The 20,511-nt window shown below is 72.6% G+C and carries 16 protein-coding genes; 6 read left to right on the forward strand and 10 right to left on the reverse strand.

Annotation, left to right across the window (positions count from 1 at the left end; genetic code table 11):
* The first annotated feature begins 114 nt into the window (after positions 1-114).
* Complete coding sequence (groL, locus tag ACZ4E1_RS16145; protein WP_467539732.1) at positions 115-1,737, forward strand: chaperonin GroEL; 1,623 nt, start codon at positions 115-117, stop codon at positions 1,735-1,737.
* Between the two features lie 252 nt (positions 1,738-1,989).
* Here groL and ACZ4E1_RS16150 read toward each other — a convergent pair whose 3' ends face one another.
* Together ACZ4E1_RS16150 and ACZ4E1_RS16155 are read right to left on the reverse strand one after the other, a co-directional pair.
* On the reverse strand, positions 1,990-2,283 hold the full coding sequence (locus ACZ4E1_RS16150; RefSeq protein WP_467539733.1) for a hypothetical protein: 294 nt from the start codon (positions 2,281-2,283) through the stop codon (positions 1,990-1,992).
* A gap of 47 nt (positions 2,284-2,330) precedes the next feature.
* Positions 2,331-5,993 (reverse strand): protein kinase domain-containing protein, encoded by a 3,663-nt coding sequence (locus ACZ4E1_RS16155; protein WP_467539734.1) that lies wholly within the window; start codon positions 5,991-5,993, stop codon positions 2,331-2,333.
* A gap of 138 nt (positions 5,994-6,131) precedes the next feature.
* On the opposite strand from ACZ4E1_RS16155, the gene ACZ4E1_RS16160 reads away from it, so the two are divergent.
* Complete coding sequence (locus ACZ4E1_RS16160; RefSeq protein ID WP_467539735.1) at positions 6,132-6,353, forward strand: hypothetical protein; 222 nt, start codon at positions 6,132-6,134, stop codon at positions 6,351-6,353.
* A gap of 30 nt (positions 6,354-6,383) precedes the next feature.
* On the opposite strand, the gene ACZ4E1_RS16165 is transcribed toward ACZ4E1_RS16160, so the two are convergent.
* The 3 genes from ACZ4E1_RS16165 to ACZ4E1_RS16175 all read right to left on the reverse strand — a co-directional run bounded on the left by ACZ4E1_RS16165 (position 6,384) and on the right by ACZ4E1_RS16175 (position 10,110).
* On the reverse strand, positions 6,384-7,934 hold the full coding sequence (locus ACZ4E1_RS16165; protein WP_467539736.1) for a PTS transporter subunit EIIC: 1,551 nt from the start codon (positions 7,932-7,934) through the stop codon (positions 6,384-6,386).
* A gap of 47 nt (positions 7,935-7,981) precedes the next feature.
* Entirely contained in the window at positions 7,982-8,923 is a 942-nt protein-coding gene (murQ, locus tag ACZ4E1_RS16170) for an N-acetylmuramic acid 6-phosphate etherase (protein ID WP_467539737.1), read from the reverse strand.
* Between the two features lie 266 nt (positions 8,924-9,189).
* Positions 9,190-10,110 carry a MurR/RpiR family transcriptional regulator gene (locus ACZ4E1_RS16175; protein ID WP_467539738.1) on the reverse strand — a complete coding sequence of 307 codons (921 nt, stop codon included), beginning with the start codon at positions 10,108-10,110 and terminating at the stop codon, positions 9,190-9,192.
* Positions 10,111-10,177: 67 nt separating this feature from the next.
* Here ACZ4E1_RS16175 and ACZ4E1_RS16180 point away from each other — a divergent pair, with 67 nt between their 5' ends.
* Both ACZ4E1_RS16180 and ACZ4E1_RS16185 read left to right on the forward strand, forming a co-directional pair.
* A complete protein-coding gene (locus ACZ4E1_RS16180; protein ID WP_467539739.1) occupies positions 10,178-10,561 on the forward strand; it encodes a hypothetical protein in 384 nt (127 codons plus the stop codon).
* The gene (locus ACZ4E1_RS16185) at positions 10,558-10,824 is read left to right on the forward strand and encodes a DUF4031 domain-containing protein (protein WP_467539740.1); all 267 of its coding nucleotides are present in this window, start codon (positions 10,558-10,560) and stop codon (positions 10,822-10,824) included. The genes ACZ4E1_RS16180 and ACZ4E1_RS16185 overlap by 4 nt, the downstream gene beginning before the upstream one ends.
* 71 nt (positions 10,825-10,895) lie before the next feature.
* Here ACZ4E1_RS16185 and ACZ4E1_RS16190 read toward each other — a convergent pair whose 3' ends face one another.
* Positions 10,896-11,399 carry a GNAT family N-acetyltransferase gene (locus tag ACZ4E1_RS16190; protein ID WP_467539741.1) on the reverse strand — a complete coding sequence of 168 codons (504 nt, stop codon included), beginning with the start codon at positions 11,397-11,399 and terminating at the stop codon, positions 10,896-10,898.
* A 50-nt stretch (positions 11,400-11,449) separates the two neighbouring features.
* A complete protein-coding gene (locus tag ACZ4E1_RS16195; RefSeq protein ID WP_467539742.1) occupies positions 11,450-12,106 on the reverse strand; it encodes an HD domain-containing protein in 657 nt (218 codons plus the stop codon).
* Between the two features lie 132 nt (positions 12,107-12,238).
* Between ACZ4E1_RS16195 and ACZ4E1_RS16200 the strand changes: the two genes are divergently transcribed.
* On the forward strand, positions 12,239-13,669 hold the full coding sequence (locus ACZ4E1_RS16200) for an MFS transporter (protein ID WP_467539743.1): 1,431 nt from the start codon (positions 12,239-12,241) through the stop codon (positions 13,667-13,669).
* 238 nt (positions 13,670-13,907) lie between these two features.
* Here ACZ4E1_RS16200 and ACZ4E1_RS16205 read toward each other — a convergent pair whose 3' ends face one another.
* The 3 genes from ACZ4E1_RS16205 to ACZ4E1_RS16215 form a co-directional block, all read right to left on the reverse strand.
* Positions 13,908-15,878 carry a HelD family protein gene (locus tag ACZ4E1_RS16205; protein ID WP_467539969.1) on the reverse strand — a complete coding sequence of 657 codons (1,971 nt, stop codon included), beginning with the start codon at positions 15,876-15,878 and terminating at the stop codon, positions 13,908-13,910.
* 455 nt (positions 15,879-16,333) lie between these two features.
* Entirely contained in the window at positions 16,334-17,038 is a 705-nt protein-coding gene (locus tag ACZ4E1_RS16210) for a copper homeostasis protein CutC (protein WP_467539744.1), read from the reverse strand.
* A gap of 43 nt (positions 17,039-17,081) precedes the next feature.
* The gene (locus ACZ4E1_RS16215) at positions 17,082-18,005 is read right to left on the reverse strand and encodes a hypothetical protein (protein WP_467539745.1); all 924 of its coding nucleotides are present in this window, start codon (positions 18,003-18,005) and stop codon (positions 17,082-17,084) included.
* Between the two features lie 194 nt (positions 18,006-18,199).
* Between ACZ4E1_RS16215 and ACZ4E1_RS16220 the strand changes: the two genes are divergently transcribed.
* Positions 18,200-20,464 carry a heavy metal translocating P-type ATPase gene (locus ACZ4E1_RS16220; RefSeq protein WP_467539746.1) on the forward strand — a complete coding sequence of 755 codons (2,265 nt, stop codon included), beginning with the start codon at positions 18,200-18,202 and terminating at the stop codon, positions 20,462-20,464.
* Positions 20,465-20,511: the final 47 nt, after the last annotated feature.

Raw genomic sequence — 20,511 nt, forward strand, 5'->3', positions numbered from 1 at the left:
GAGGCTCGCGCGCCGGGTGGGGCAAGGAACCACAAGGTGTGCAGGCCGTCCGTCGCGGGCGCCGGCACGGTCCGTTTGCTTGCTTTTCCACCCCGTCCGGGAGGACCACTTCACATGGCCAAGATCATCGCGTTCGACGAGGAGGCACGGCGCGGCCTCGAGCGCGGCATGAACCAGCTCGCCGACGCCGTCAAGGTGACCCTGGGCCCCAAGGGTCGCAACGTCGTCCTCGAGAAGAAGTGGGGCGCCCCCACGATCACCAACGATGGTGTGTCCATCGCCAAGGAGATCGAGCTCGAGGACCCGTACGAGAAGATCGGCGCCGAGCTGGTCAAGGAGGTCGCGAAGAAGACGGACGACGTCGCCGGTGACGGCACGACGACCGCGACCGTCCTCGCCCAGGCGCTGGTCCGCGAGGGCCTGCGCAACGTGGCCGCCGGTGCCAACCCGATGGCCCTCAAGCGTGGCATCGAGAAGGCCGTCGAGGCCGTCTCCGCCGCCCTGCTCGAGCAGGCCAAGGATGTCGAGACCAAGGAGCAGATCGCTTCCACGGCCTCCATCTCCGCCGCCGACACCCAGATCGGCGAGCTCATCGCCGAGGCCATGGACAAGGTCGGCAAGGAAGGCGTCATCACCGTCGAGGAGTCCCAGACCTTCGGTCTGGAGCTGGAGCTCACCGAGGGTATGCGCTTCGACAAGGGCTACATCTCGGCGTACTTCGCCACCGACATGGAGCGCATGGAGGCGTCGCTCGACGACCCGTACATCCTCATCGTCAACTCGAAGATCGGCAACGTGAAGGACCTCCTTCCGCTGCTCGAGAAGGTCATGCAGTCCGGCAAGCCGCTGCTGATCATCGCCGAGGACGTCGAGGGCGAGGCCCTGTCGACCCTGGTCGTCAACAAGATCCGTGGCACCTTCAAGTCCGTCGCCGTCAAGGCCCCGGGCTTCGGTGACCGCCGCAAGGCCATGCTCGGCGACATCGCCATCCTCACCGGTGGCACCGTCATCTCCGAGGAGGTCGGCCTCAAGCTGGAGAACGCCGGTCTCGACCTGCTCGGCCGCGCCCGCAAGGTCGTCATCACCAAGGACGAGACGACGATCGTCGACGGCGCCGGTGACAGCGACCAGGTCCAGGGTCGCGTCAACCAGATCCGTGCCGAGATCGAGAACAGCGACTCGGACTACGACCGCGAGAAGCTCCAGGAGCGCCTCGCCAAGCTCGCCGGCGGCGTGGCCGTCATCAAGGCGGGCGCGGCCACCGAGGTCGAGCTCAAGGAGCGCAAGCACCGCATCGAGGACGCCGTTCGCAACGCGAAGGCGGCCGTCGAAGAGGGCATCGTCGCCGGCGGTGGCGTGGCCCTCCTCCAGGCCTCCGCGGTCTTCGAGAAGCTGGAGCTCGAGGGTGACGAGGCGACCGGCGCCAACGCCGTGAAGCTCGCCCTGGAGGCCCCGCTCAAGCAGATCGCCGTCAACGGTGGTCTCGAGGGTGGCGTCGTCGTGGAGAAGGTGCGCAACCTTCCCATCGGTCACGGTCTGAACGCCGCGTCGGGTGAGTACGTCGACATGATCGCCGAGGGCATCCTCGACCCGGCGAAGGTCACGCGTTCCGCCCTGCAGAACGCCGCGTCCATCGCCGCGCTCTTCCTCACCACCGAGGCCGTCATCGCCGACAAGCCGGAGAAGGCCTCTGCGGCTGCTCCGGGCGGCATGCCGGGCGGTGACATGGACTTCTGAGCCGCTCTTCCGGGCTCAGGTCGGTCTGACCTGTGGGCGGTACTCCCTTCGGGGGGTGCCGCCCACGGGCGTTTTCCGGACCGGGTGCGGGGTGGCGTCTGCCCGGTCCCGAGGTCTGCCGACTGCCGCGCCGTCGTGGTTGCTCGCGCCCCGCGACGGAGTTGCTGAACGGACACAGCCCCGCGCCCCTGAAGGCGCACTTCGTGCGCCCCAGGGGCGGATTGTTCGCGCCCTGCGACGGAGGTGTCGGGCTTACGGTGTGCTGTTGGTCTCCTGGTAGGTCTGCCAGGTGGTTCTGCCGGCCTGGGCGGCGCTCTGGGCTGCCGCCTGGGCGTGGTGGAAGGCCCGGGAGGCCATCTCGGTGGGCGGTACCTCCCAGGCCCCGGTCCAGGTGCGGCCCGCGCGGGCGAGTTCGTAGACGAGTACGCCGATCCCCGCCGCGGCGGTGAGCATGCCGAGGCCGGTCAGTGCGGCGCCGGCGGCCAGGCGCCGCTGGTCGGGGCGGAACTCGGTCCACGCGATCTTCGAAAACGTGCTCTCAGCCATGTGGCCAGGATGCGCCCGCGCGGCCCGTCCCGCAGCCGGGACGGGAGTCAGCACAGGCTGCGGTACGGGGCGTCGGGGACGTACGTGCGCCATTCCTCCCGGGTGATGTCGCGGCCGGCCTTGGCGCAGACGGTGCGGGCGAGGCGGTCGGGGGAGAGGTCCAGGGACTGGGCGCGGTCGCCGTCGAGGGTGCGCAGGACGCCGTCGTCGAAGGCCAGGTCGTCGATGTCGCGCCCCATCAGTTCGAGGGGCTCGCCGAGGGACAGGCGTGCGGAGAGGTCCCAGAGCTGGATGGAATTCCCGTCGACGGAGGCGGCGAGCAGGGTGCCGTCCGGTGAGACGGCGGGATGACCCATGAAGGCCCCGCCGTGCGAGGCCCCGCGCACGGTGCTGCTGGGCATGCGGGCCAGACGCCGGGTGACGGCGCTGTCCCACAGTTCGACCCAGCCGGTCTTCTGCACGACGGCGAGCTGTTCCCCGTCGGGGGAGAAGACCAGGTCGGCGACGCCGTCCGGGCCCAGGTCCGTGTGCCTGACGCTGCCGGTCGCGAGGTCGAGGACGTCGCCGTTCGTGGTGACCAGGCGCCGGCCGTCGCGGCTGAACTGGCTGAAGGCGTCGGCCTTCTCGAAGACGTGGACGCGCTTGCGGGCCCGGACGTCCCAGATCTCGGCGGTGGCACCCTCGGGGCCGGGGACGCCCGCGGGTTCGTAGAGGTAGGCCAGGTGGCGGCCGTCGGGCGCGACCGTGATGCCGGACATCTCGTGGTCGCCGGGGATCGCCGGGGCGCGGAACACCTTCGTGCGGGAGCGCGTGTCCCACAGGACGACGGAGAGCTTCCGACCCTCGCCGTCGGCATCGCTGAACGCGAGGTAGCGGCCGTCGGCCGACAGCGCGCTGATCCGGTTCGACGACGCCTGGCCCATCTGCAGTCGCTGGGTGACGGGGGCGCCGGTCTCCTTCCCCGTCCGCAGGTCCTTCAGGTGCTGGGTGACCCGGCCGGGGCCGTTGCCGTCGACGGACAGCATCCCGTCGCGGAACACGGCCGTGCGGCCGTCCGCGGAGACGGCGGCGCTCTCGACGTCCTCGCCGGCGGCACGGCCGGACAGCGCGGTCGACGCATCGAGGCGGTGCACCCGGTGCGGTGAGTCGGTCACGTAGACCAGCGTCTTGCGTGCGGCGTCGTAGGCGAGCGAGGAGATCTCGAGGTCCGCGACGCGCCGGGGAGCGAAGCGGAACAGCGGGGTGTCGGCGTTGTTGAGGCCCCAGACCTGGACCTGGTTCTCCTCGGTGGCGCCCACGACGAAGCGGCCGTCGGCGCTCAGTACGGGTGTGGTCAGTCGTTCGGAGCGGGCGGAGCCCACCTGCTTGCCGGTGGCGGTCTCCCAGACGTACGTCGCCTCGACGCCGTCCGCCAGCGCCACCCGGGTTCCGTCGTCGCTGAAGCTCATCTCCCGTCCGCAGCCGGTGCCGACCTCCGAGTCGAAGACCCTGCTGCCGCCGTCGGGGCCGACCTTCCACACCTCAGGGGTGCCGGACTCGGCGCAGGCCGCGTAGTGCCCGCCGTCGGGGGAGAGCGCGATGTACCCGCGCTCGTGCCAGGAAGCGAGCCGCTTCCCCGACGGGGCGTAGAGCAGGTAGTCGTTGCCGTCGACGCCGGTCTCCTGGTGACTGAAGAGCACATGGCCGCGGTTCGACAGTGTGTCCGGCGTGAAGTCGGACCGGTTCGGCGCCGGGCGCCCCACCGTCTTGCCGTCACGCGTGGAGACGATCCGGTACGGGGCGCTGTCCGAGCTGCCCGGCAGGAGCAGGAGCCGGCCGTCCTGGCTGACCAGAGGGGTGACCAGGAGGTTCGACGACGCGTCGCGCTTCAGGGTCAGGTACGGCTTGGCCGCGCCCCTCGGCCCCTTGGTGAGGTCCCAGAACGTCACCGAGCCGGAGCTGTACTGCAGCAGCCGCTGTCCGCCGGACAGCAGTACCTCGTGGTTCTCCGGGCTGGACCGGAGGCTCGGCACTCGCATCACCGTCGTCTCCCGCTGCGTGCCGGCCGAGTTCAGGGCCGAGCGGGATTCCGGGGTCCGCGCGATGCGCCAGGCCGCCAGGCTGAGCAGCATCGCGGTGTCGGGTTCGTCGCCGCGCAGATTGTCGGCGGCCTGGGCCACGGAGCGGGCCGTGGCCTCTGCGGCGCGCCGGTCGCTCTCGCGGAACTGGTAGAAGGCGATCGTGCCGGTCAGGAGGGCCAGGACGGTCAGGACGGCGGTGCCGGCGAGGAGTTGGCGTCTGCGGCGGCGGGAGCGGGTGGCCGCCTCGCGGGCCGTGTCCAGGAAGTGGAGTTCGGGTGGGCTGGGGCGGAGGTGGAAGGTCGCGGCGGTGGACCAGTCGAGGAAGCGGGCCAGTGCGGTGCCGTGCGGCAGGTCGTCGGGGCGTTCGCCGTGGGTGTGCCAGGCGCGGGCCGCGCGGCCGAGCGCGCGGTGGACCAGGATCCGTTCCCGGTCGGCGTCCACCGTGTCGCGCAGCCGGCGCCAGGCGGGCACGAGGGCCGCGCTGACGGGGCGTACGGAGCCGTCGGCCTCGGTGAGGAGGATCCCGGCGGCGGTGAGCGCGGTGACCGCCGTGCGCAGGTCGCGGCGCTCGCTGTCGGGGCGGCCCGCGTACAGCTCGTCGTGGTCCGCGGTGCGCACCGAGTCCTGCGATCCGTCGGCGGCCTCGCCGGGAGAGACGAGCCGTAACAGCATTTCCTGCGCCGCGAGTTGGGCGGACGGCGGCAGGGCGGCGAAGGCGGCCTCGGCGCGCTCGCCGAGCGGTTCGGCGTCGTCGCCGTCCGGGGCGGGCGCGTCCTCGGGCGGCCCGGCCCGGCGGGCACCCTGTTCGAGCAGCGCGGCCGGCCGGCCCGCGGCGCCGCCGATCAGAGCCGTCAGCAACTCGTGTGCGGAGGGCCGCAGTTCGGGCTCCTTGGCGAGCGCTGCCGCGACCACCGGGCGGATCCGGACGGGGACCGCGCCGAGGTCCGGGTCGACCCATGCCGTGCGATGGGCGACCTCGCCGATGTGCGCGCCACGGAACGGCTCGTCGCCGCTCGCCGCGAACAGCACCACCGCACCCCATGCGAACACGTCGGACGCGGTGGTGGCGCGCCGCCCGCCGAGCACCTCGGGTGCCATGTAGCCGAGCGTGCCCATGAGCGCGCCGGTCGCGGTCAGCGACATGTCGGGGGCGCGGGCGATGCCGAAGTCGATGATGCGGGGGCCGTCCGGGCCGAGCAGGACGTTGCCGGGTTTGAGGTCGCGGTGGATGACCCCCGCGCTGTGGATCGCGGCGAGCGCGGTCGCGGCGCCGACGGCGAGCCGCAGCAGGGCGTCCGGGGCGAGCGGCCCGTCGGCGTGGACGTGGGCGCCGAGGGTGGGGCCCGGGATGTACTCGCTGACGATGTACGGGAGGGCGCCGCGCGGGCCCGAGCCGTCCACCTCGGCGACCGACGCGTCGAGCACGCGGGCCGTGCAGAACGGCGCCACCTCGCGCGCGGCCCGCGCCTCCTTCGCGAACCGTTCCCGGACGAACGGTTCGGCGTCCCGGTGCAGCGCCTTGACCGCGACCCGTGCGCCGTCCCGGTCGTACGCCTCGTACACGACACCCTGCCCGCCCGCCCCGAGCCGCCCGGCGATCCAGTACCCGCCGATGCGTTCCGGATCGTCCGGAGTGAGTTCGGTCGCCAACTCCCCGCCCCCTCTGGGTCGTTCACCCTGCCCGTCTGCCCCAGGCGAACCGTAAGGCCCGGGCGTCGCGGAGAACAGAGCAGGTGGCCTCTCCCACGTGACCTCCCGCGCCGCCCTCTCGTTGAGCGGGGCATGACGATGAATGAGCGAGTGGGCAGGGCCGTGCGCGGTGCGGTGGTCTCCCTGGTGGGGGCCGCCGGGGTGCTGGGGGCGGCCGGGGCCGCGAGTGCCGCCGGGCCGGTGCCGCCGGTGGACGACACCGTGCTGATGTCGAACGAGCAGGCCGCGGCGGCCGGGATCATGGAGCCGGGGCCCGGGTTCGCGAAGCCGGACGTGTATCTGCCGGGTGTGTACTACTAGGAGGCCCTGGGGCGTGTGTCGCCCTGGGCGTCAGGGCTCCACCAGGCTGTCGCGTGCAGCGCGGCCGGGTCGGACCCGAGCCGGCTGCTGCGACTGGTCGGAGCCCGGCGCCGACGGGCCCTCCTCGGCTCGGGCCGCGGCCGACTCTCCCGCGTCGACGTCCGCGTTCAGGTCGAGCAGCATCTGCTTGCTGAAGCCGAAGAAGTACGTGGCCAGGAAGCCGACGGTGTAGCCGACCAGGAGGCCGCCGCCGTAGATCGCGGCGGTCGTGCCGAGGCCCTTGTTGCCGTCGAGGAGCGGGAAGAGGGCCCAGCCGGACGGGCCGATGGCGGTCGAGCCGACCTTGTCGCCGAGCATCGAGAACAGGCCGACGAAGGCGCCGCCCGCCGCGCCGCCCACGCACGCGGTGACGAACGGGCGGCCCAGGGGGAGCGAGACGCCGTAGATGAGGGGCTCGCCGACGCCCAGGAAGCCTGCGGGGAGCGCCGACTTGATGGTCGTACGGATCGACTTGTTCTTCTTCAGGCGCTTGAAGACGGCGAGGGCGCAGCCGACCTGGCCGGCGCCCGCCATGGCGAGGATCGGGAGCAGGACCGTGTAGCCCTGCTGCTCGATGAGGGTGGTGTGGATGGGGATGAGGGCCTGGTGCAGGCCGAGCATGACCAGGGGGAGGAACAGGCCGCCGAGGACCAGGCCCGCGAACGCGCCGGTGTTGTCCAGGAGCCAGTTGGCCGCGGTGCCGATGCCGGTGGAGATCTCACCGGCGACGTACATCAGGCCGAAGATCGTGACGAGGCCGGAGACGAGGACGGTGACGGTCGGGGTGACGAGGACGTCGACGGCCTCCGGGACCCACTTGCGGCACCACTTCTCGACGTACACGGCGAGGACGGCGGCGCCGAGTGCGCCGAGGACGCCGCCCTGGCCGGGGCTCAGCTTCTGCCCGAACGCCTCGATGTTCGCGACGCCCGGGAAGACGATGATCGCCGCGACGGCGCCCCCGAGGATCGGGGTGCCGCCGAACTCCTTCGCCGTGTTGTAGCCGACGAACACGGCGATGAGGGCCATGAAGCCGGAGGCGATGGCGGCGAGCGCCGGGGTGATGCCCGGCAGCCACTCCAGGTTGATCAGCAGGCCGTTGAGGCCGGCGATGATGCCGCAGCCGATCAGGGCCGGGATCAGGGGGACGAAGATGTTGGCGATCCGGCGCAGGAAGAGCTTGAAGGGGGTCGCGTTCTTCGCCTTGCGGGCCGCCTTCAACTCGGCGCCCTGCGAGGCGAGTTCGTCGGCGGTGACCGGGTGCGGCTCCGGAGCGGCCGTCCGGCCCTCCCGGACGAGCTCCTCGAACTCGGGGGTGACCCGGGCGACCTTCCCGGGGCCGAGGACGATCTGGTACGTGTCGTCCTCGACCACGCCCATCACGTCGGGCAGTGCCTTCAGTTCCTCGTCCCGGACCAGGGAGCGGTCCGCGAGACCCAGCCGGAGCCGGGTCATGCAGTGGGCCACGGAGGTGACGTTCGCGGCGCCGCCGACGAGCGGCAGGAGCGCGGACGCCACGTCGCGGTTCTTGTTCTCGGCCATGGTGCGTGCTGCCTTGCTGTGCGGGGGGTGGTTCTTCGTGCGGGGTGTTACGGGGTGAGGCCCGAGGCGGCGGCGAGGGCGCCGCGCAGGTGGCCGTCGGACTCGGTGAGGAGGCGGGCGGCGGTGGGGCCGTCGACCTCGCCGAGGATGACGAGGATCGCGTTCTTGACCTCGCCGTCGGTCGCGGCGAGCGCGGCCTCGATGACGGCGTCCTCGGCGCCGGTGGCCAGGGAGACGATGCGGCGGGAGCGGGCCCGCAGCTTCTCGTTCGAGGCGCGTACGTCGACCATGAGGTTCCCGTACGTCTTGCCGAGCCGGATCATCGTGATCGTCGACAGCATGTTGAGGACGAGCTTCTGCGCCGTGCCCGACTTCAGCCGGGTCGAGCCGGTGAGCAGCTCGGGGCCGACGACGACCTCGATGCCGTGGTCCGCGGCGGCGGCCAGCGCGCTGCCCGCGTTGCAGGACAGGCCGACGGTGAGGGCGCCGTAGCGGGAGCGGGCGTGCTCGACGGCGCCGATCGCGTACGGGGTGCGGCCCGAGGCGGAGATGCCGACGACCACGTCGTGCTCGGTGAGGTCCAGGGCGTCCAGGTCGGCGGCGGCCAGCTCCTTGGAGTCCTCGGCGCCCTCGACGGCCGTCACCATCGCGGCGGGGCCGCCCGCGATCAGGCCGACGACCTGTCCGTCCCAGGTGTTGAAGGTGGGCGGGCACTCGGAGGCGTCCAGGACGCCGAGGCGGCCCGCGGTGCCGGCGCCCATGTAGATCAGGCGGCCCCCCTTGGCCATCCGGGCCGCCGTGCCGTCGATCGCCGCGGCGATCTGAGGGAGCTGGTCCGCCACGGCGGCCGGTACGGAGGCGTCCTCCGCGTTCATCAGCTCGGCGATCTTCTGGGTGGGGAGCTGGTCGATCTCGGCGAGTTCCGGGCGGAACGCCTCCGTCGTGAGCGTGTCGAGTTGGGCGCGGAGGTCCTGGTACGGGGTGGTCATCGGGGGCCGGGGCTTTCTGTGAGGGCGGATTCTCGTCTGCGGGGCGGGCTCTTGTCGCCGGGTGCGGGTCTCGTCGTGGCTGGTCGCGCAGTTCCCCGCGCCCCTGGAAGGCAGCGGCTTCGCCGCGCCTTCCCCCGATGAAAGGCGCCCGGCGCCTTCATCGGGGAGATGCGGCGCGAAGCGCCATGCATCTCAGGGGCGCGGGGAACTGCGCGATCAGCCCCCACCGGGCCGCGGGAAACGACGAGACAAGAGGGCCCGAGCTCTCATGACCGGCCTCGCGGCGCATGCCGATGGGCCAGTGCCTCGTAGGACGCCGACAGAGCCGGCGCAGCCGTCTCGTACGTGCGTTGCGCGACGCCCACGAACAGGCAGTCCACGACGAGCAACTGGCTGGTCCGGGAGGACATCGCGGCGGGCCGCAGCTCGCTCTCGCGCGCTATGGAGGTGGTGAGGACGTGGTCGGCGTACTGGGACACCGGGCCGTCGGGGCGCCCGGTGATCGCGATGGTCGTGGCCCCGTGCTCGAAGGCGACCCGGAGCGGCTCGATGACGTCGCCGGTCGCGCCGGAGTGCGTGATGGACACGGCCACGTCCCCCGAGCGGAGCGTCACCGCGTTGGTGATCGCGAGGTGCGGGTCGCTGTGCGCGTGGGCGATGTGCCCGATGCGCAGCAGCTTCTGGGCGAGGTCCTGGGCGACGAGGCCGGAGGCGCCGACCCCGTACACGTCGACGCGGCGGGCGCCGGCCAGGGCGTGCACGGCGGCGCCGAGCTGCCCGGTGTCGAGCCCGGCGGCGGTGTCGGCGAGGGTCTGCTGCTCGTCGTAGGCGAGCTTGGCGACGACGTCGGCGATCGGGTCGTCGACGGCGATGTCGGCGGTGACGGCGGGGGCCCGGCCGGACTGCTGCTGGGCGGCGAGTCCGGCGAGGGCGAGGCGCAGGTCGCGGTAGCCCGGGTAGCCGAGGATGCGGGCGGTGCGGACGACCGTCGCCTCGCTCGTGCCGGTGAGCTCGGCGAGGCCGGTGACGGTGAGGGCCGCGCAGCCGGCCGGGTCACCGGCGACGGCCTCGGCGACCCGCTGCATGGACCGGGTCATCGACGGCGCCAGGGTGCGCACCTTGGCCGCGAGGGCCGCGGGCGCCGGCGGCGCGTCGTTTGCGAAACTTTCCTTCACGTCATTGCTCACGTTTTGAAAGATATTTTCGGAAGGCTTCGCGGTCAAGGGCCCTTCGGCCCGGGCGCACAATTGAGGAATGGACACCATCAGCCCCTTGGAGCAGGCCCTGCACGCGGCCCGCGCGCTCGTGCTCGCCGACCTCAAGGCGATCGGCGTCGCCGACGCCGACGTGGTCTCGCTGGTCGAGGAAGCGATCACCTCGCGCCGCTGGTGGGTCGAGCAGTGGCCGGAGGGTGTCGCATACGTCACGGGTCTGGTCGCTCAGGACGTGAAGGACGGCCTGCTGGAGCGGTACGGGCGGTGGCCGCTGTGCATGGTGTGCGGTCCCGGCTCGGGGCACGAGGGGCCGCACGCGCTCGACATCGAGCCGGAGCTGGGCGAGGACCCGCACTGGGTGTGCGCGGAGGCCGGTGTCGTCGTGGCCCCGCTCGGGGCGCTCGGCTCGGTGGCCGGCGGATGACGGTCTACATAGATCCGCCGAACTGGCCGGGCCACGGCCGGATGTGGTCGCACCTGGTCAGCGATGTGTCCTTCGACGAACTGCACCGGTTCGCCGAGGGGATCGGGGCGCCGCCGCGGGCCTTCGAGCGCGACCACTACGACATCCCCTCGCACCGGTACGAGGACGCGGTGCGCGCGGGAGCCGTCGAGATCGGCTCGAAGGAACTGGTGCGCCGGCTCACGGACGCGGGGCTGCGCCGCCCCAAGGGCCGCCCCGCCTGATCCCGCCCCGCCTGATTCCGTGCCGTCTGATTCCGCCTGCCTGATTCCGTGCCGGCTGGCCGCGGCCGTACTCAGCCGGTGTGGACGAACCGGTGCTCGTCGCGGTCCTGCGCGGCCTCGGTGCGGCTGAACCCGGCCCGCTCCAGGACCCGTTGGGAGGCCGCGTTGTCCGGGTCGGTGTGGGCGACGACCGTGTGGACGCCGTCGCGGGCCAGGGCCCAGGCGGTGATCGCGCGGACCGCCTCCGTCGCGTAGCCCTGTCCGCGGGCCTCGGGGACCAGGTCGTAGCCGATCTCCACGTGGCCGGTCGGGTCGGGCGCGCTGTGGAAGCCGATGCCGCCGAGCGCGTGCCCGTCCGCGGCGCGCACCATCACGTACGTGCCCCAGCCCGGCGTGTACGCGTCCCGCTCCCAGGCGCGTGCGGTGATGCCCGATCCGCCGCGGGTGCCGTCGCCCGGGGTGCCGCCCAGCCAGCGGAAACCGCCGTCCCCGCCTCCGGAGTTGAGGTCGGTCGCGGCCTCGCGGGAGATCTCGTGCAGGGTGAGCCGCGTCGCGGTGATGGTGTGCAGATCCATGCGGTGAGCATGCGGGGGCCGGTGGGCGCGGGCAATCGAATTACGGCGGGTCAGGGCGTGAGCAGGGCCAGTTCGGTGCCGAGGTTCTCGCGGGCCGGTGTCTCCCAGGCGGCCGTGCCGTGCGGGGTGCGGAACAGCCGGGGCAGGTCCAGGAGCTGGCGCAGCACGGCGGCGCGGCCCGCGCGGAACGCCTCGTCGGGCACGAAGCCGTACTCCTCTCGCACGGCCCGGGTGTACGCCGCGTAGGCCTCCGGCGGGGCGGCCAGGATCGCGAGGTCGGCGTCGCACAGGGCCTCGCCGTTCGTGTCGCCGTCGGCGGGGTCGTGGGTGACGGTGAGGCGGACCAGGCGGGCGACCTCCTCGACCTGAGGGGCGGTCAGGCCGACTTCGGTGAGGGCGCGTTCGGCCAGGCGGGCCGACCGCTCCTCGTTGGTGGAGCGGTCCGGCAGGTACACCGCGTCGTGGAACCAGGCGGCCAGGCGCACCAGTTCGGGGTCCGCCGCGTGGTCCGCCAGCGCGTCGAGGTGGTCGAGGACGGCCTTCAGGTGGGCGGTGGTGTGGTACCGGCGCTGTGGCTCCGACCAGCGCTTCAGCAGGTCGAGTCCGTACCGGTCGGGGTCGATGACGCAGTCGTCCGTGCCGAGCGCCGCCAGGAGCGCCCGTCGCCACCGCGGGATCAGGTCGTGCTTCACGTCGTCGTCCGTCATGAGGCGACCTTAGCCCTGCCGCCCCTGTCTCTTGTGTACCCCTAGGGGGTATGTTACGTTCCTCGGCGTCAGATACCCCAGGGGGGTATCAATGGGCGGCCGGTCGGCCGGCAGGTCTGGGAGGGAACAGTCATGGAAGGCGTCAATCCACGGCGCTGGTGGGCGCTGCTCGTGCTCGCCACCGCGCAGTTCATGGTCATCATGGACACCTCGATCATCGGGGTCGCGCTCCCCGAGATGCAGAAGGACCTCGGGTTCTCGCAGGGCGACCTGCAATGGGTCTTCAACGCGTACGTCATCGCCTTCGGCGGACTGCTGCTGCTCGGCGGCCGGCTGTCCGACCTGCTCGGCGCCCGCAAGGTGTTCGTCGCCGGCTGGAGCGTCCTGATCGCCGGATCCGTCGTCGCCGCGGCGGCGCAGAACGCCTGGGTCGAGATCGCCGGGCGCGCGGTGCAGGGAGTCGGCGGCGCGCTCATCGCGCCCGCCTCCATGACGCTCCTGATGATGCTGTTCGGGCACAACCCGAAGGAACTCGGCAAGGCCATGGCTCTCTACGGCGCCGCGGCACCGGCCGGCGGCACCGCGGGCGTCTTCCTCGGCGGCGTCTTCACCGAGTGGCTGAGCTGGCCCTGGGTCTTCGTCATCTACGTGCCCATCGGCCTCGCCACCCTCGCCGCGACGGGCCTGCTGCCGGCGGTCGCTCCGCGCCGCGGTGCGGTGGACGTGCTCGGGGCCGTGTTCGTCACGGCGGGTCTCGCGCTGGCCGTCTACGCCGTCGTCCGGGCGCCCGAGGCCGGCTGGGGCTCCACCGGCACGGTGCTGCAACTCGTCGGCGCGGCCGTGCTGCTGGCTCTGTTCTTCGTCGTCCAGCGCGTCGTGAAGGCGCCGCTGATGCCGCTGAGCGTGTGGCGGATCCCGCGCCTCGGGTCCTCGAACCTGGCGATGGCGCTGCTCGGCGCGGCCTGGATCCCGATGTGGTACTTCCTCAACCTCTACCTCCAGCAGGTGCTCGGCTACGGGGCCTTCGCGTCCGGCGCGGCGCTGCTGCCCATGACCGGGCTGCTGATGGTGTTCATGACGGCGGTGACGGCGCGGCTGCTCGGCCGGTTCGGGGCGAAGCCGTTGATCGGGGGCGGGCTGCTCGTGCTGGCCGCCGGGCTGTTCTGGCTGTCGGCGGTCGGGCCCACGGGGTCGTTCCTGGTGGACGTGCTGCCGGCCTCGCTGGTCGCGGCGCTCGGCATGTCCCTCGCGTACATCCCCGCGATGATGGCGGCCATGTCCGGCGCCCCGCAGGAGCAGGCCGGGCTCGCGTCCGGCATCGTCAACACGACGTACCAGGTGGGCTCGGCGCTGGGGCTGGCCGCGCTGACCGCTCTCGCCACGTCGCAGGGCGCGGGCCGGCTGGGAGACCTTCCGGCGCTGACGGACGGGTTCAGCGCGGCGTTCGTCGGGGCCGGGGCGATCGCGGGGCTCGCGGGCCTGGTGACCCTGCTGGTCATGCGCGGGGAGCCGACCGCTGCGGATGCGGCGGCGCCGGCGGCTGCGGAGAAGGCCGGGGTGTGACCGAGGCCGAGTACCTTCACGGCGCGAGGCCCGGGGCGGAACACGCCCTGGGCCTCGCGCCGTGGCTCCGCCTCCTTGTTGCCGGGTGCGGGTGCGTCGTGGCTGGGCGCGCAGTTCCCCGTGCCCCTGAAGGCGCGCTGCGTGCGCCGCAGGGTGCGGAGACGGCTCGGGTCAGGGCGACGTAGAGGCGGCGCAGTTCCCCGTGCCCCTGAAGGCGCGCTGCGTGCGCCGCAGGGTGTCAGACGAGTTGCTCCGGGAGGGGCGCCGTGTGGAGGACCTGGAGGCCGGAGACGGCTCGGGTCAGGGCGACGTAGAGGCGGCGCAGTCCGGTGCGTTCGTCCGGTTCCGCGTCGACGATCGCCGCCGGGTCGTCCAGGACCACGTAGTCGTACTCGAGGCCCTTCGCCAGGGAGGCGGGGACCAGGGTGAGGCGGGCGTCGGCCGTGGTCTCCTCGCCGGGGGAGAGATACGGCAGGCCCGCCGCGGTGAGCGCCTCGGACAGGTCCGCGCAGCGCGGGTCCGCCGCGATCAGGCCGATCGAGCCCTCCTGTCGCAGGGCCTCGCGGCAGGCGGCGACCACGTCGTCGGCGCCGGACGCCTCGCGCACCGCGAACGAACCCGGGTTCTCCCGCACCGACGCCACCGGGGTGAGCCCCGGCGCGATGTCCGGGAGGAGTCGGGAGGCGTAGGTGATGACGTCGGTGGGGACGCGGAAACCGGCCGTCAGCTCCTCGATCACCGCGTCCGGTTTGCCCAGGTGGCCCAGGGCCTCCGGCCAACTCGCCGTCGCCCAGGGCGTCGTGCCCTGCGCCAGGTCCCCGAGCACCGTCACCGAACCCGTCGTCGCGCGCCGCCCCACCGCCCGGTACTGCATGGGCGAGAGGTCCTGCGCCTCGTCGAGGACGACATGGCCCAGCGAGTGCGTGCGCTCGATCAGATCCGCGGCCTCGTCGATGAGCACCGCGTCCGCCGCGGACCACTTCGCCGACTTCACGCTCCGCGCCGGCTTCACCCACAGCACGGCCTTCTGCTCGTCCTCGTCGAGGAGCCCCGCCGCGTGCTCCGCCAGGAACTCCGCGTCGGACAGCAGCCGCAGCACGAGCTTCGCCGGGTCGACCGCGGGCCAGACGTCCTTGACGACGGCCTTCACCGCGGCGTTGCGCGCGACCGCGTTCTGCACTCGGTCGTCGGGGGCCTCGCCGGCCCGCTCCATCTGGACCAGGACGGCGTGCGCGATGCGCTGCGGGAGAGCCTCGCGGGCCGCCCCGTACCGCATGTCACGGGAGGTCAACTCCCGCACGATCTCTTCCAGTTCGTACTGCGCCACCCGCCAGCGGCGCGAGCCCCGCACCACGACCGCGCCCTCCGTGGGCATCGTGATGTGCGCGCGCAGCGCGCGGCGCAGCACCTCGGCCATGCGGGCGTCGCCCTTCACGATCGCGGCGGGCGCCTCGTCCGTGCCGCGGATCTCGACGCCGCGCGCGGTGACCAGGTCGTCGACCGTCGCCTGGTGCACCTCCAGCTCGCCGAGGGCGGGCAGGACCTGCTCGATGTAGTGCAGGAAGGAACGGTTCGGGCCGATGACCAGGGTGCCCGTGCGGGCGAGGCGGTCCCGGTGCGCGTAGAGGAGGTACGCGACGCGGTGCAGGCCCACGGCGGTCTTTCCGGTGCCGGGGCCGCCCTGCACGCACACCGAACCGGCCAGGCCGCTGCGGACGATCTCGTCCTGCTCGGGCTGGATCGTCGCCACGATGTCGCGCATCGGACCCACGCGCGGGCGCTCGATCTCCTGCTGGAGCAGCTTGCTGGTCCGCGCCGACTCCGCGGGGTCGGACAGGTGCTCGTCCTCGTACGCGGTGAGGTCGCCGCCCGTGTAACCGAACCGGCGGCGCAGCGCCACGTCCATCGGGTCCTTCTTGGAGGCCCGGTAGAACGGCTGGGAGACGGGGGCGCGCCAGTCGATGACCATCGGGTCGCCGTCCGCGTCGTGGACGTGCCGGCGGCCGATGTAGAACTGCTCGCCCTCGGCGCCCTCCGCCTGCTCGGCGCCCGGGGCGTGGAGGTAGTCGAGCCGGCCGAAGAAGAGGGGGGTGTCCGCGAGGTCGGCCAGGGCCTTGATGCGGTCGTCGATCTGGCGCTGGAGCACCGCCGCGTTGACCCAGTTCGCGGTGACGTCGCGGATGTCGAGTGCCTGGGCGTCCTCGCGCATGGCGCGCAGGGCGGAGCGGGACGCGTGCAGGTGGCTGCGCTCGCGGTCCAGGGGGTTGTGCGGGGTCACGGGCAGGGCCTCCGGCTCCGGGTACGGGTGATCACGGAGCCGACCGGTTACCGTCCGGTCGGCGGCGCTCCGGGTTGTGTGCGGAGGCGGGCAGACGCGGCACCTTACGGCAACGCGTCCGCTGGGTCTAACCGTTTTTACTCGGGGCCAACCCATGGGTGCCCCGAGCGTCGGAGGGGCTTGATCTTCGGCTCTCCCGCCGTCGTGGCTGGTCGCGCAGTTCCCCGCGCCCCTGGAAGGCTGCGGCTTCGCCGCGCCTTCCCCAGATGAAAAGGCGCCCCGCACCTGGATCGGGGAAATGCGACGCGAAGCGTCTGCATTTCAGGGGCGCGGGGAACTGCGCGACCAGCCCCCACGCACCCGCACCCGGCAACGGAGAGGTGGAGCTACGGCGCCTGGCCGTCCAGGGCTGAGCGCCACGTCTCGACGGACCGGGGGGAGACGGGCCCGGTCCACCCGGAGGGCCTCGCCGCGCCGCCGATGTGGAAACCGGAGATCCCCGCGCCGAGCAGACCGGGAACATGCTCCAGGCGGAGCCCCCCGCCGACCAGGATCAGCGGCTCGTACCCGGGCTCGCCGGAAGCCGCCCGCCCCGCCTCGGCCACGAGCACGTCGTACCCCGCGTCGACCCCCTCGGCCGCACCCGCGGTGAGGAACGTGTCGAGCCCGGGCAGCCCCGCGACGGCCCGCCGCAACGCCCCCCGGTCCGCGGCCCGGTCGATCGCCCGGTGGAACGTCCAGCGGCATCCGTCCAGGGCCTGGACCACCTGCTCGACCGCCGCGAGATCGGGCTCCCCGCGCGCGTCGAGGAAGCCGAGCACGAACTCGTCCGCCCCGGCGGAGCGCAGCGCCTCCGCCACCCGTACGAGTGCGGAGACGTCCCCCGCCGCGAAACCGTCCGCGAGGCGCAGCATCACGCGCAGCGGGATGTCCACGGAGGCGCGGATCGAGCGGAAGGTGTCCACGGACGGCGTGAGGCCGTCCGCCGCCATGTCGGTGACCAGTTCCAGCCGGTCCGCACCCCCGGCCTGCGCCGCGACCGCGTCCTGCGCGTCGAGGGCGATCACCTCCAGGACTGCACGCTTGCTCATGACGCCGGCTCCCGACAGGTCTAGTCCAATATTGCGGACCAGCCTACGCCGCATGCACGGTGAACGCAGCCGTCCTGACCTCCCCGTCGTGCTTGAAGTCCAGGAAGAGCCGGTACGTGCCGGTGCTGGGCACGCTCGCGGTGAACGTGACGCCGGGACCGGGCTTGCCGTCGTGCGGGTGAACGTGGAGATAGGCCAGGTCGCCCGAGCGCAGCGCGACCAGGTGCCCGTACGCCCCGAGGTAGGGCTCCAGGTCCGTGACGGGCTTGCCGTTCCGGTACACGTTCAGGGTCAGCTCGCTCTCCGCCCCGGGCTTCAGCCCGCCCTCCAGGCGGACCTCGTAGCCGCCCGCGACGCGCGCGGTCGCCGCGTGCTCCGGCAGCTTCTCCGGCTTGTACGTCCCCGCGACCCCGAGGCCCGACCCGAGCGTGAGCCCCTCCTTCTCGCCGGCCGGGGTGAAGTCGGCGAAGACGCGGTAGTCGCCGGACTTCGGCAGTGACACCGGCGTCGACCACGTGCCGTCCGCCGCCCGTACCGGATGAAGGTGCCGGTACCCGGTGAGGTCCCGCGAGGCGACGATGAGGTGCAGCTCCTTGCCGTGCTCCTTCTTGTACGAGGTCACGGGCTCGCCGGTGGAGTCCTTGCGGATGGTGAAGCGGATCTCGCCCTTCTTCGCAGGCAGCCGGTCCTGCGCGAGGTCCAGCGTGTACCCGCGCTCGGAGACCTGGAGGCCACCGGGGATCTCGGCGGCTGCCGGTTCGGCCGCCCCTTCGGAGTGGCCTCCGTGACCGGCGCCCTCCTTCCCTGCCTCCCCGCCCTTCTCCGTGCCGCCCGCGTGCTCCGCGTCGTGCGCGGCCGGCTTCTCCCCGGCGGTCACGGGGCCGACCCCGCTGCCCACCCCGTACGCCGTGCCGAACGTGGCGGCGACGGCGGCGGCGAAGGCCGTGATCTTCAGTCCGGTGCGCATGACGACTCCTGGGTCCGTGGCTGCTCGGGCTCTCGTGAGACCTACTGCTACGAAGATACCCCTGGGGGGTATGAAGTCAAGCCGGGCCGGCCCTTGCACTCGATACCCCCCAGGGGTATAAATGGATCTCAACGAGGGGTACCCGCCCCGGGTACCGGCCCGGACGACCGGGACACCGTCACCGAGGAGGCACCATGTCGGCGCACACCGTCGCCCCGACCGACCAGGTGGAACTCGCCATCGGCGGCATGACCTGCGCGTCGTGCGCCGCCCGTATCGAGAAGAAGCTGAACCGGATGGACGGCGTCGAGGCGACCGTCAACTACGCCACCGAGAAGGCGAAGGTCAGCTTCGCCGACGGGATCGAGGTCGCCGACCTCATCGCCACCGTCGAGGCCACCGGATACACCGCGCACGAGCCCACCCCGCCGGCCGCCGCCCAGGACGGCGAAGGCACCCCCGCGGCCGAGTTCGACGAGCTGCGCCCGCTGCGCCAGCGCCTGATCACGGCCGTCGCCCTGGCCCTGCCGGTCATCGCCATGGCGATGGTCCCGGCCCTCCAGTTCGAGTACTGGCAGTGGCTCTCGCTGACCCTGGCCGCGCCCGTCGTCACGTACGCCGCCTGGCCCTTCCACAAGGCGGCCTTCACCAACGCCCGGCACGGCGCCGCGACGATGGACACGCTGATCTCGGTCGGCACCTCCGCCGCGTTCGTCTGGTCCCTGTGGGCGCTGTTCTTCGGCACCGCCGGCGAGCCCGGCATGACCCACCCCTTCGAGCTGACCATCGCCCGCAGCGACGGCGCCGGGAACATCTACCTGGAGGCCGCCGCCGGCGTCACCGCGTTCATCCTCGCCGGGCGCTACTTCGAGGCCCGCTCCAAGAGGAAGGCCGGCGCCGCGCTCAAGGCCCTGCTCGAACTCGGCGCCAAGGACGTCACCGTCCTCCACGACGGCGGGCACGAGCAGACCATTCCCGTCAGCGAGCTGAAGGTCGGTCAGCGCTTCCTGGTCCGCCCCGGCGAGAAGATCGCCACCGACGGCATCGTCGTCGAGGGCTCCTCCGCCGTCGACGCCTCCATGCTCACCGGAGAGTCCGTGCCCGTCGAGGTCGCGACCGGCGACCCCGTCACAGGCGCCACGCTCAACGCGGGCGGCCGGCTCGTCGTCGAGGCCACCCGGGTCGGCGCCGACACCCAGCTCTCCCGCATGGCCAAGCTCGTCGAGGACGCGCAGAACGGCAAGGCCGCCGCCCAGCGCCTCGCCGACAAGATCTCCGCCGTCTTCGTCCCCGTCGTCATCGCCCTCGCCGTCGCCACCCTCGGCTTCTGGCTGGGCAACGGCTCGGGCTGGACCGCCGCGTTCACCGCCGCCGTCGCCGTCCTGATCATCGCCTGCCCCTGCGCCCTCGGCCTCGCCACCCCGACCGCCCTCATGGTCGGCACCGGCCGCGGCGCCCAGCTCGGCATCCTGATCAAGGGCCCCGAGGTCCTGGAGACCACCCGCAAGGTCGACACGATCGTCCTCGACAAGACCGGCACCGTCACCACCGGCAAGATGACCCTGCTCGCCACGCACACCGCCGACGGCGTCACCGAGGACGACGTCCTGCGCCTCGCCGGCGCCCTGGAGCACTCCTCCGAGCACCCCATCGCCCAGGCCGTCGCCGCCGGCGCCGCCGAGAAGGTCGGCAAGCTCCCCACCCCCGAGGACTTCGCCAACATCGCCGGACTCGGCGTCCAGGGCGTCGTCGAGGGCCACGCCGTCCTCGTCGGCCGCGAGGCGCTGCTCAAGGAGTGGGAGATCCACCTGCCCGTCGAACTGGCCCGCACCAAGGCCGAGGCCGAGGCGGCAGGACGTACGGCCATCGCGGTCGCCTGGGACGGCGAGGCCCGCGCCGTCCTGGAGGTCGCCGATGCGGTCAAGGACACCAGCGCCGACGCGATCCGCCGCTTCCGTGAGCTGGGCCTGCGCCCGGTCCTGCTCACCGGGGACAACGAGGCGGTGGCCCGCGCCGTCGCCGCCGAGGTCGGCATCGCCCCCGAGGACGTCATCGCCGAGGTCCTGCCCCAGGACAAGGTCGACGTCGTCAAGCGCCTCCAGGGCGAGGGCCGTTCGGTCGCCATGGTCGGCGACGGGGTCAACGACGCGGCCGCGCTCGCGCAGGCGGATCTCGGGCTCGCGATGGGTACGGGTACGGATGCGGCGATCGAGGCGGGTGACCTCACGCTGGTCCGGGGTGACCTGCGCTCCGCGGCCGACGCGATCCGTCTCTCCCGCAAGACCCTCGGCACGATCCGCTCGAACCTGTTCTGGGCCTTCGCCTACAACGTGGCGGCGCTTCCGCTCGCCGCGGCGGGGCTGCTCAACCCGATGATCGCCGGAGCGGCCATGGCCTTCTCCTCGGTCTTCGTCGTCGGCAACAGCCTCCGCCTGCGGCGCTTCAAGCCGGGGTTCTGACCGGGTGCTTGAGCAAGCCCGGGGGCGCGGTCCACATGACCGCGCCC

The sequence above is a fragment of the Streptomyces sp. NPDC025806 genome, assembly GCF_055558275.1.

Coding starts and splice junctions, on each gene's coding strand:
- ACZ4E1_RS16210 (WP_467539744.1), bottom strand. CDS start 17,038: ATGAGCAAGCGTGCAGTCCTGGAGGTGATCGCCCTCGACGCGCAGGAC.
- ACZ4E1_RS16190 (WP_467539741.1), bottom strand. CDS start 11,399: ATGGATCTGCACACCATCACCGCGACGCGGCTCACCCTGCACGAGATC.
- ACZ4E1_RS16215 (WP_467539745.1), bottom strand. CDS start 18,005: ATGCGCACCGGACTGAAGATCACGGCCTTCGCCGCCGCCGTCGCCGCC.
- ACZ4E1_RS16180 (WP_467539739.1), top strand. CDS start 10,178: ATGGACACCATCAGCCCCTTGGAGCAGGCCCTGCACGCGGCCCGCGCG.
- ACZ4E1_RS16160 (WP_467539735.1), top strand. CDS start 6,132: ATGAATGAGCGAGTGGGCAGGGCCGTGCGCGGTGCGGTGGTCTCCCTG.
- ACZ4E1_RS16220 (WP_467539746.1), top strand. CDS start 18,200: ATGTCGGCGCACACCGTCGCCCCGACCGACCAGGTGGAACTCGCCATC.
- murQ (WP_467539737.1), bottom strand. CDS start 8,923: ATGACCACCCCGTACCAGGACCTCCGCGCCCAACTCGACACGCTCACG.
- ACZ4E1_RS16165 (WP_467539736.1), bottom strand. CDS start 7,934: ATGGCCGAGAACAAGAACCGCGACGTGGCGTCCGCGCTCCTGCCGCTC.
- ACZ4E1_RS16185 (WP_467539740.1), top strand. CDS start 10,558: ATGACGGTCTACATAGATCCGCCGAACTGGCCGGGCCACGGCCGGATG.
- ACZ4E1_RS16200 (WP_467539743.1), top strand. CDS start 12,239: ATGGAAGGCGTCAATCCACGGCGCTGGTGGGCGCTGCTCGTGCTCGCC.
- ACZ4E1_RS16150 (WP_467539733.1), bottom strand. CDS start 2,283: ATGGCTGAGAGCACGTTTTCGAAGATCGCGTGGACCGAGTTCCGCCCC.
- ACZ4E1_RS16195 (WP_467539742.1), bottom strand. CDS start 12,106: ATGACGGACGACGACGTGAAGCACGACCTGATCCCGCGGTGGCGACGG.
- ACZ4E1_RS16205 (WP_467539969.1), bottom strand. CDS start 15,878: ATGCGCGAGGACGCCCAGGCACTCGACATCCGCGACGTCACCGCGAAC.
- groL (WP_467539732.1), top strand. CDS start 115: ATGGCCAAGATCATCGCGTTCGACGAGGAGGCACGGCGCGGCCTCGAG.